The 8,581-nt window shown below is 61.0% G+C and carries 13 protein-coding genes; all 13 read right to left on the bottom strand.

From position 1 onward, the window contains the following. Positions 1-626: recombination-associated protein RdgC (locus AB5Y80_RS17725; RefSeq protein WP_368173289.1), on the bottom strand; the 626-nt coding region annotated here is incomplete at its 3' end. 20 nt (positions 627-646) lie between these two features. Next, positions 647-826 (bottom strand): hypothetical protein, encoded by a 180-nt coding sequence (locus AB5Y80_RS17720; RefSeq protein WP_109422291.1) that lies wholly within the window; start codon positions 824-826, stop codon positions 647-649. A gap of 58 nt (positions 827-884) precedes the next feature. Then, positions 885-1,463 (bottom strand): phage N-6-adenine-methyltransferase, encoded by a 579-nt coding sequence (locus AB5Y80_RS17715; RefSeq protein WP_368173288.1) that lies wholly within the window; start codon positions 1,461-1,463, stop codon positions 885-887. Then, positions 1,456-2,070, bottom strand: a complete 615-nt coding sequence (locus AB5Y80_RS17710) for a hypothetical protein (RefSeq protein ID WP_368173287.1) — start codon at positions 2,068-2,070, stop codon at positions 1,456-1,458. The genes AB5Y80_RS17715 and AB5Y80_RS17710 overlap by 8 nt, the downstream gene beginning before the upstream one ends. Next, on the bottom strand, positions 2,067-3,284 hold the full coding sequence (locus tag AB5Y80_RS17705; RefSeq protein ID WP_368173286.1) for a hypothetical protein: 1,218 nt from the start codon (positions 3,282-3,284) through the stop codon (positions 2,067-2,069). Before AB5Y80_RS17705 ends, AB5Y80_RS17710 begins: the two co-directional genes overlap by 4 nt. Positions 3,285-3,333: 49 nt before the next feature. Then, positions 3,334-4,422, bottom strand: a complete 1,089-nt coding sequence (locus AB5Y80_RS17700; protein WP_368173285.1) for a hypothetical protein — start codon at positions 4,420-4,422, stop codon at positions 3,334-3,336. A 48-nt stretch (positions 4,423-4,470) separates the two neighbouring features. After that, positions 4,471-5,556, bottom strand: coding sequence for a hypothetical protein (locus tag AB5Y80_RS17695; RefSeq protein WP_201894787.1), 1,086 nt, complete (start codon positions 5,554-5,556; stop codon positions 4,471-4,473). Continuing rightward, the gene (locus AB5Y80_RS17690) at positions 5,553-6,398 is read right to left on the bottom strand and encodes a PD-(D/E)XK nuclease-like domain-containing protein (protein ID WP_368173284.1); all 846 of its coding nucleotides are present in this window, start codon (positions 6,396-6,398) and stop codon (positions 5,553-5,555) included. Before AB5Y80_RS17690 ends, AB5Y80_RS17695 begins: the two co-directional genes overlap by 4 nt. Then, complete coding sequence (locus AB5Y80_RS17685) at positions 6,395-6,706, bottom strand: hypothetical protein (RefSeq protein ID WP_368173283.1); 312 nt, start codon at positions 6,704-6,706, stop codon at positions 6,395-6,397. Before AB5Y80_RS17685 ends, AB5Y80_RS17690 begins: the two co-directional genes overlap by 4 nt. Further along, a complete protein-coding gene (locus AB5Y80_RS17680; protein ID WP_368173282.1) occupies positions 6,703-7,068 on the bottom strand; it encodes a hypothetical protein in 366 nt (121 codons plus the stop codon). Before AB5Y80_RS17680 ends, AB5Y80_RS17685 begins: the two co-directional genes overlap by 4 nt. 2 nt (positions 7,069-7,070) lie before the next feature. Continuing rightward, a complete protein-coding gene (locus tag AB5Y80_RS17675; protein ID WP_319908860.1) occupies positions 7,071-7,262 on the bottom strand; it encodes a PA3496 family putative envelope integrity protein in 192 nt (63 codons plus the stop codon). Between the two features lie 75 nt (positions 7,263-7,337). Then, positions 7,338-7,799, bottom strand: coding sequence for a hypothetical protein (locus tag AB5Y80_RS17670; protein WP_201894783.1), 462 nt, complete (start codon positions 7,797-7,799; stop codon positions 7,338-7,340). Between the two features lie 341 nt (positions 7,800-8,140). Further along, positions 8,141-8,386 carry a hypothetical protein gene (locus tag AB5Y80_RS17665; protein ID WP_106887162.1) on the bottom strand — a complete coding sequence of 82 codons (246 nt, stop codon included), beginning with the start codon at positions 8,384-8,386 and terminating at the stop codon, positions 8,141-8,143. Positions 8,387-8,581: the final 195 nt, after the last annotated feature.

The following is an 8,581-nucleotide window of genomic DNA, read 5'->3' as shown; positions in this document are numbered from 1 at the left end:
TTGAAGCGGGCGATCCCGCCGTGCTCCATGGCGCTGCGCAGCTCGGATTCATCCTCCAGGGTGAAAGCTGCTGGCAGATTTCCCTCTTGCAGCCATGCGGTCATGGTGATCTCGGGTGGGTTCTTGAGCGCCACCGGCACCACCGGCAGGCTGCCAATGGACTTGCGAAGCAGAGCCAGCACATCGTCCGCCTTCTTGGCGGAGGAGGCATCGACCATAAGCAGGCCGTCGGCCGGGTTGATCCAGGCGAAGGTGTTGGCGGTACGGCTGAACGCCCGGGGCAGCAGGGTGTGCAGCAGCTCCTCCTTGAGCGCTTCCTTCTCTTTCTTCTTGAGGGCGCGGCCCTGCTCGTACTCGATGGCCTCCACCTTCTCTGCCAGCGCTTCCTTGATGACGGCGGTCGGCAGGATCTTGTCCTCGCGGCGGGCGCACAGCAGGATCTGGCCGTTGGCGGCATGGGTCAGGGTTCGGCCGAACTTGCCGAGAGGGCGGGTCCAGCCGAAACGGGAGAGGTCCTGGCTGCCGCAGGGGGTGAAGGCGCACGCCTCCAGTTGGGTTTCCAGCTGTTCGGCGGTCAACTCGAACTGGCGGCTGAAACGGTAAACTTGAAGGTTTTTAAACCACATGGTCTGGGTCCTTTGGTCGGTTAGTTGCGGGCTTTCTTGGCCTGCAGGTCGTGGATCTTCTTGGCTGCGGCCTCGGCGGTTTGCCTGTCGCAGGTGATGCCGCCGGGCAGGATGAACTTGCCGGGCTGCTTGGGATCGGGCATGACGACGCCCAACCCGATGACTACTGCACCGCAGTAGGGGTTTTCCGTGGCTTTCATGGGGGTCCTCGACTTATCCACCGTTTCTGTGTGGCCAGCGGTGGATGGGTTGGGGGTATCAGGCGGCAGCGCTGATGGGCTCTGCTCCGGCAAGCAGCAGGGTGAGCTTGCTGACATCGCGGATCCGGCATTCGCCGCGCCAGTTGGGTGCGAAGATGAGGAGCATGGAGCCCTTGGGGTTTCCCTTCATCTCTTCGCCGGTTGCCTTGTTGATGAAGCTCACCCGGCCGTTGCGCCACTTGCCGTTCTCATCGTGGTAACCAGTGATGTGGCGGACCTCGCTGGCGCGCTCACCGGGGTACCATTCTGTGCTGGTGTCCTGGGGGACCAGCATGACGGTGCCGATGCCGTGCCCCTGCTGCTCGATGGCTTTTTCCACCCACGGTCCGATATCGGAGTAGGGCGGGTTGAGCCATGCCCAAGGCGAGCGCACTGACGGGCTGATAAAGTCGCCCCAGTCCACGCTCAGGGCGTCGATATCCGGCGTCAGGTACTTCTCGCAGAGCGCCGTTTCCGGCAGTGCGGCGGCATCAAGGGCGAAGTTGAATTCCAGATCCAGCGCCCGGAACAGCCAGAGCGGTGTCTGGGTCATGTCGCGGGTGGCTTCTGGAGTGGTGGAGCCGCGGTAGTCAGCCATTGGCGGTCTCCTTGCTGGCGTTGTACTGCTGAATCCCCCAGACGATAGCGTGCAGGATCCACAGGTAGTGGTGGCTGTATCGCTTCATCGTCAGCCCCTCCATCAACTCATATTGGCTTGGCAGGTCTGAATCGTGGATAGCCTGGCAGGCCTGAAACTCGTGGCTGTAGCTCTCTTCGCAGATTTCATTGACCGCGCTGATAATGCCTGAGCAGTCCTTGCCATCTTCTTCACAATCTTGTTGCAGCTCCGCTATCCACTCCTGCAGCCCAGACTTGAAGGATTCCTCGTCAAACTCCATGCAGATTTCATCGCCGCGGCCAGAAGCTCCCATCTGGAGTTTTTCGCCCCAGTACCCCGGATTGACGCCCTTCTCGAAGTTGCCACCGAAGAACTCGAACATGTCGGCGGTTCGGCTGAATGTCCATGTCCCCATGTCGCCGCAGACCGTGAGGTGGCCAGGCCATGTAACCAGGTCGAAGCGGTAGACAGAGCTGCCACGGTTAGAAAACTCAAGGTGACGGTAAAGGCCATCATCACGATGCACCTTCATGGTGTGTTCAGAGGTGTCGCGCAGAAAATCATTTTTCGCTTGCTGGGTGCTCATGCCGCCTCCTTGTGCTGTTCAGCCTGCTGGTTGGCTGCAAACTGCTCCTCCCACAGCTTCACCTTGAGCTCGCAGGCGTAGACGATCTGGCCGACCAGCTTCTCGCCGATCCCCTTCACCTTGTCCAGCTTGTTCCCCTGGTGGCTCATCACCTTGTAGAGGGTGTCGATCCCGGCCTCCTCCAGCGGCTTGATGGTGCGCGGCGGCAGGCCGCATTCATGGATGCTGACCGTCTTGGCCCATTCGGTACGGGGCTGCAGGTGGGGGTGACTCTGCTCCAGGGCCTCCTGCATGAAGGCGAAGATGTCCCGGGTCATTTCGTCCGGGGCCCCGGCACCATAGGGCGTCGGGTAGATGGGGTTCATCCACTGGCTCAGCATGACCGAGCATCCGGAGCCATCGGATTTCATGGCGTGCAGCTTCCAGTTGAGGTCGTTGATGAGGTAGGGGAGGTTGGATTTCAGACCGTGATCCACCAGGTAGACGTTCCAGAGCATGCCATCCTCACCCTTGTAGGTGTTGGCGAGGTGTTTGTGCCAGACCAGTTTGGCGGCACGGGCGCTCTCCAGCTCCATGATGACGGTGTGACGGCGCTCCATCTCGCGATCCTGCTCGTTGATGGCGCCCAGCAGTTCCTGGACGCGACGCTCCAGCTTCAACACTTCAGCGCGGTAGGCGGCCTCGTTGCTCTTGTGCTTGGCGATGGCGGTGCGTTGCTCCTCAAGCAGCTCGTTCTTCTCCTTGATGCGGCGTTTCATGCCTGCCGGATCCATGGCGTTGAGGTCGGCCAGTTGGCGTTCGAGCTGGCGGGCGCTGTATTGCAGGGCGCTGTATTTGGTCTGGACGTCGTTCAGGGCGCGCTGGGCCTTGTAGAGCTCGTCGGCCTTGGCTTCCAACCCGGTGGCGCCTTCTTGTCGTGCGGTAGTAATGCGCTGCTCGGCTTCGGCAACCTGCTGGCGCAACTCGCTGACCAGGGACGCCTGGGTGAGCAGCTCGCCATCCCGGGCTTCCAGTTGGTCGATGAGCCCATTGAACTCATCGATGTGGGCGTTGGCGGCCTCGCTGATCATGGTCAGGTTGGCGGTGAGCAGGGTTTCGAAGCTGCCGATGGCGGCCTTGGCCGGGCCGTCCGGCATCAGCAGGATGTTGCGGATCTGGCTGGTGAGGGTGTTCAGGGCGAGACTGGTCGCCTCGCTGGGGTTCAGCGTGGTCATGGTTGGTCCTCTGGGAGTGCAAAAGCCCCGTTGGCGGCGGGGCGGGTGATCAGTAGTTGATGGTCAGGTGGTCGATCTTGTTGCTGGCGATGTGCTTGATGAGGTTGATGGCTTTCCCCTCATCGATCCCCAGGCCCATCAGGTCCATCAGGATGGCGTTGTCGATGGTGCGGCGGTGCTCCATATCGGCGGCGCGCGCAGCATCCTCTGCGGCTTTCTGGCGCTGCTCGTCGGCGATGCGCTGACGCTCTTGCTCAGCAGCGCGAGCGGCGGCCTCTTCCGCCTGGCGTGCAGCGTTGGCTTCGGCCTGCTGGCGGGCCAGCTCGGCGGCTTCGGAATCACGCCGGGCCTGCTCTGCAGCCTGCTGTGCCACCTGGGCTTGGTGTTGGGCCTCCTGCTCGCGGTGCTGGGCGGCTTCACGCTCCAGGCGCTGGCGATTCTCTTCCTCTCGGCGAGCTTGCTCCGCCGCCTGCTCGGCTATCAGGCGCTCGCGGTCGATGCGATCCTGTTCTGCCTGCTTTTGGCGCAGTTGCTCCAGCTCGGCCTGCTCGGCTTCGTACTTCAGGCGGGCAGCCAGGGCCTCGCCGAGGCGCTTGGCTGCGAGCTCCTTGGCGACGGTCGCCTGGGGCAGCAGCTCTTGCCAGGTGTCGTCCAGGGCGTTCTGCTCGACCTCATTCAGCATGACCTGCAGGTCGGCGGCGGCGATCTCGATGCTGGCAGAGGATCCCAGTTCATTGAGGCGGGCCAGTCTGGATTGCAGTGCTGCCACCCGGGCCTCCTCTGCCGCTTCGAACTGGGTGAGCGGGGCGCGCACCTCGTCTTTCAGGGCGTCCAGGGTGTCGCGGATCTGTTTGCGATTGGCGTCGATGCGCTTGGGGATCTCCTTGAACTTGTCCGTTTGCTCTTTGCCGAGCCCGTCCAGGTAGGTCTTGGTGCGGGCGACTGCGTGGGCGATGCTGGCGATCTCTTTGCGCCCCTTGGCGGTGGTGGTGTCGGGCACCAGGCTGGTTGCCTTCTGGCGGATGTCGGCCAGCAGTTCAGCCACACCCTGGCCCTCGGTGAACAGGGCGACGGCGGTAGTGGGTTCGATGACAACCAGATGGGTCTGGGCGGTGTCGGTCTTGGCTTGTTCGGTCATGGCGGGTCCTTGGGATTGAAAAGGCCCGCAGCGTGCGGGCCTTGTTGGTTATTGCTGGGCGCTGTGCCCGGTACTGAGCTGCTTCTTGCGCTCGCCGGCGATCTGCTTGATACCGGCAATGATGTTCTGGTCGCCGGTTTCGTTGGCCCAGGTCCAGGCGGTGGTGTAGGCCTGCTGCCACTCGGCGGTATCGCTGGATCCCTCTATGGCGGCACAGTGGTCGGCGTAGGCGCTTGAGTGGTCAATCTCGGAAGGAGCGTGAGGCTCTGTCGTCGCATCTGATGCTGGCCTTTCCTCCATGGTGACAGGTGGGGTGTTTTGCCCACGCATGGCATCCAGAGCACGACTTTTCTCTGGCTGGCTCTCCTCCTCTTTCGATTTGAACCAGTCACCTGGTTTGCTCATTCCATCACGCAGTGAGGCGTAAATCTTGCGCATCTGAACGTATTGAGCGGGCAGCATGGCATCAGCCCTGCGACCAAGGTAGGCTTGGACCTGCTCGGAGGTGACGCCGAATTCGACATTGAAAATATCCAGCATGCGTTTGATGGATTCAGGGCTTGTGTCGGCGTGAGTGTTCAGGGTGACCTCACATTGTCGTTGAGCAACCTCTATCACATCACCCGGAATCACCCCTAGAATGCAAGCGCGCAAGCGGCGAGCACCATTGTTCGCAACCAGTTCGTATATATCGCGGGGGTCTTCCAGACGTTTCTGGCCGCGACTGGTGTGGCGAATGTGGGGGACGGTAAAGATCTTCACCTGCTTGGTGTTGGTCTCTACATCCCAGGCAAACGCCTCGACGATGGACTCACCCTTGCGCTGCTCCAGCTCGCGGATGCCAAACTGCATATTTCCCCACGCCTGAGCGAGCGCCTCTGCCAGCCGGATGCTGGGCCCTGTCACATCGGCCCCTCCTTTGCTGTAGCTATAGAGTGCACCCTCTGCGAGGGTGGGGCGGGAGCAGGCTTGCAGTATGCGGTCTGTAGCCTCGACGGGGTTGCGGGGGAATTTCTTGGCGATCACCATGGCTGCTTGCACCTCTTGGATGGCTCGCTGCTGCTCTACGGCTACCAGCCCCTGCTCTTGGCGCTGACTTGTCGCGCCAAATGGGTTTGAAACGGCTTGGTTCATGCTGCTTTCCTTGTCGCCCAGGCTGGGCGCTGGAGGGGTTTGAAGTCGTGCCAGTCGTTGTTGACCCGGCAGTCGTGGAAGCGCTGGAGGTCGCGGCGGAACAGGTCCTTGCCCGTATCCTTCCAGTCGTCGGGGAGGGGCCGCACCCGCACCGGGTAGCGGCCACAGTTCACGCTGGTGCTGACAGCCAGAAACACGAATTCCGGCTGCTCGCCCATCACCCGGTGGAAGCCTTCGGAGTACATGGCGTCCTGAACGTGGTAGCGGAACTCCTCGACGTGGCGCTCTAAGCGACTCATGTCGTCCACCGACTTCACGTCAATGATGACGGGGTGATTGCTCAGGTGGCGGTCGGGGCGGACCCGGCACAGCTCCTCGGTCTGGGGGTCAATCCAGTAGAAGGAGGCCTCACTGTGCCCCTCTTGTTCCAGCAACCAGCGAGCGTCCGGGTGGGCCATCACGCTGTCGCGCATCAGGTAGAGCTTGCGGCCCTCTTCGGCATCCATAACCGTCTTGCCGAGCTCGGCGCAGTTGGCCAGGAACTCTGCCTCTGCCTCCTTGCCGGCGTTGGTGCGGCGGTTGAACGGCGGGGCGATGATGAAGCGGTCTTTGAACTCGTCCGGTTCGAGCAGCAGACAGTGGATGGCGCTGCCCATGTCAAAGGCCTTGAGCTTCTCCTCATCGAGCGGGGCGTTTTTGGCCCAGATGTAGGTGGCCGGGCTTTCGGCGATCTGGTCGAGCTGGCTTTTGCTGACCCCGGGGCCAGCGTGGTACTCCTCGTTGGAGAGGCCGAACACCCGGCCCAGCGGGTGTGTGGCGGACGTGTCGGCGAAGGCGTTCATGTGGCATCTCCTTTGACCTTGAACTTGGCGATGGCGTCTGCACAGCGGTCACGAATGACCATCATGTTGTGGGTCATGTTGCTGCCTGATGCGATGCGGTGAACCTCCTTCAACTCCGCCAGCAACTCATCGCACTGATTGGTGAGGACTGCAATTTCAAGCAGCGGGTCGTAATCAGCGCTAGGGCGCAGGGATTGGTTTCGCTGCTTTTCAGCCAGACATACCGAGCAGGGATACACCTCGTGGACGTGAGGGTGAACTTCGCAGTGGCCATGCCGAAGCGGGTTGCCGTGGATATCGAAACTCATGCTGCGCTCCTGTGTTGGTACTGCTCCCATTGCTGGTCGCTCATGGCGTCGTGCAGGGCGGCGAGGTGACTACGCCAGGCGGCCTGGGCGAGCTCTGCCAGCCCGGCATCGACCACCTGGTCAATGAACTGCGTCAGTGGCGCTTGCCGGCCTTCGTGCATCAGCAGCCAGATAGCCTGGTTGTAGTGGCGGTGCTGGTCGGCATTCACCTCGGCGAGCAGGGTGGCCGGGTCGGTTTCAAGCATCCCGGCCAATAGCAGGGGGCGGTTTGTCGCGGCCCACTCGGCGATCCACTCGGCCTTGGCGTTGGCCTCGGCCTCGCGGCTCTCCAGCAGGGCAAGCAGGGTGGTTTCGTTGGTCATGGCTACATCTCCATTTCCAGTCGCAGGGTGCGCCGTTCGTGATACTCCTCGATGGCGCGGCGGGCAGAGGCTTTGTTGCGGGCCATCCTGGCCTGTTCGGCGGATGGGGCGGCGTCTACGTGGTACTTGCGGCGGGTGGGTGGCACCATCGCGCCGCGAAAGCCCATCACCTGGGCTTCGGTCAGTTGCTTCATGGTCTGGGTCCTGTGGTGGTTAAAAACAAAAACCCCAGCACGAAGGCTGGGGTTTCAGTAATTCAAGTGTCTGGATTAAATCGGTTTCTTGCAATTGGCTATGGATTGTTCTCCATCGGATAATGGAGGGAATTTGGCATTGATGATGGTGTGGTTGTACTTGATGGTAACTTGCCCTCCACGTTGGAGTTGGGAGCGAAACTCTTGCACTCCTTCTGGTGTGTATGGGGCAATCAACACCAAATCTGAATCTGGGTAATACTGAGCCCCGGCCTTCAATTTCGAACCGTTGATTGTCAGTACTTTGTCTTTCAGCATCTCAGTGGATTGGCGATCCTTAACTGAGGAAACCTTCCCCGGCAAGGCGAGCCATAAATCTCCAGCTGGAGTTAGGTTCATCGTTGCCACGCCATCACTGTAGACATATGGAGCCATGACAAAACCGCAATCGTCACGTTGAATCCATCCCGCTGGCGCACTGTGCGCCATTGCGGACGCTGCCAATCCAATAGTCGCCAGAATAAGTTTCAATTTCATATAGCCTACCGCTTTGAGTCAAAACAGTAGATTTCCTATCGAATCCAATGCTGTCAAATACTTAACAAGAAAAACGCGATTCAGCTCAAAGGTGTCTATCCAAACAACTTTGGGCTGGCCACTGTTGCCAGTGGCCAGCGTTCACGTTCACGCACCGCCTTCCGGATTGAACGGGGTATCGGCGCATCCCTACCGGCATCGGGATTCGTGGTTGTGAGCCGGTTCCAGGTTGTTAAAGAGCAGGCCCAGCCGAATTTGGCGTGAGCGAAGCCAAAGCATCCTTGCGGTGCTTGAGAAAGAGGCTTTGGCTACGGCGCTATGAGGGAAGCGCCAGACCCGGGTCAGATGGCGTTGCGGTGGAACTCGGCCCGCCAGTGGAGGAGGGCGCTGTGCTTGGTGATGCCGGCGGTGCGCTTCTGGGCTGCGCGGGCGGCGACGATGTGGTGCTGCTCGGTGGCCATCATGGCCAGGTGCAGGCGCTGCTTGATGGCTCGGCGGCGGGCGGCGTTGCCGTTAAGGCGGTCAGCGATGGCAGTTACAATCTGGTCTGCACGTTTCGCGGCCCTGGAAAAAATGCGCTTGGTCATGGTACATTCACTCCTATTGGCGAGTTGGTCCTCGCTAATTCCCACGTGATTCGTCATGCTGGGTCCTGTTGCTAGGGTTGGTCCCCTGGCAACATCCGATTGGGGTGGTACCCCAGTCCTTCAAAGCCCGCCTTGTGCGGGCTTTGTCGTTCTTACGCGCTGGTCAGGCGCCTCACTTCTGCCCTGGTCAGGGGC

It is taken from the genome of Aeromonas sp. R2-1, from assembly GCF_040908425.1.
GTDB classification, from domain to species: domain Bacteria; phylum Pseudomonadota; class Gammaproteobacteria; order Enterobacterales; family Aeromonadaceae; genus Aeromonas; species Aeromonas caviae.
Note: the sequence above shows the minus strand (reverse complement) of the source record. Positions and strands in the feature narration are given on the sequence as shown.

Bases quoted from the DNA above. Each gene is read 5' to 3' on its own strand.
- AB5Y80_RS17720 (WP_109422291.1), bottom strand. From the start codon at position 826: ATGAAAGCCACGGAAAACCCCTACTGCGGTGCAGTAGTCATCGGGTTG.
- AB5Y80_RS17715 (WP_368173288.1), bottom strand. From the start codon at position 1,463: ATGGCTGACTACCGCGGCTCCACCACTCCAGAAGCCACCCGCGACATG.
- AB5Y80_RS17710 (WP_368173287.1), bottom strand. From the start codon at position 2,070: ATGAGCACCCAGCAAGCGAAAAATGATTTTCTGCGCGACACCTCTGAA.
- AB5Y80_RS17705 (WP_368173286.1), bottom strand. From the start codon at position 3,284: ATGACCACGCTGAACCCCAGCGAGGCGACCAGTCTCGCCCTGAACACC.
- AB5Y80_RS17700 (WP_368173285.1), bottom strand. From the start codon at position 4,422: ATGACCGAACAAGCCAAGACCGACACCGCCCAGACCCATCTGGTTGTC.
- AB5Y80_RS17695 (WP_201894787.1), bottom strand. From the start codon at position 5,556: ATGAACCAAGCCGTTTCAAACCCATTTGGCGCGACAAGTCAGCGCCAA.
- AB5Y80_RS17690 (WP_368173284.1), bottom strand. From the start codon at position 6,398: ATGAACGCCTTCGCCGACACGTCCGCCACACACCCGCTGGGCCGGGTG.
- AB5Y80_RS17685 (WP_368173283.1), bottom strand. From the start codon at position 6,706: ATGAGTTTCGATATCCACGGCAACCCGCTTCGGCATGGCCACTGCGAA.
- AB5Y80_RS17680 (WP_368173282.1), bottom strand. From the start codon at position 7,068: ATGACCAACGAAACCACCCTGCTTGCCCTGCTGGAGAGCCGCGAGGCC.
- AB5Y80_RS17675 (WP_319908860.1), bottom strand. From the start codon at position 7,262: ATGAAGCAACTGACCGAAGCCCAGGTGATGGGCTTTCGCGGCGCGATG.
- AB5Y80_RS17670 (WP_201894783.1), bottom strand. From the start codon at position 7,799: ATGAAATTGAAACTTATTCTGGCGACTATTGGATTGGCAGCGTCCGCA.
- AB5Y80_RS17665 (WP_106887162.1), bottom strand. From the start codon at position 8,386: ATGACCAAGCGCATTTTTTCCAGGGCCGCGAAACGTGCAGACCAGATT.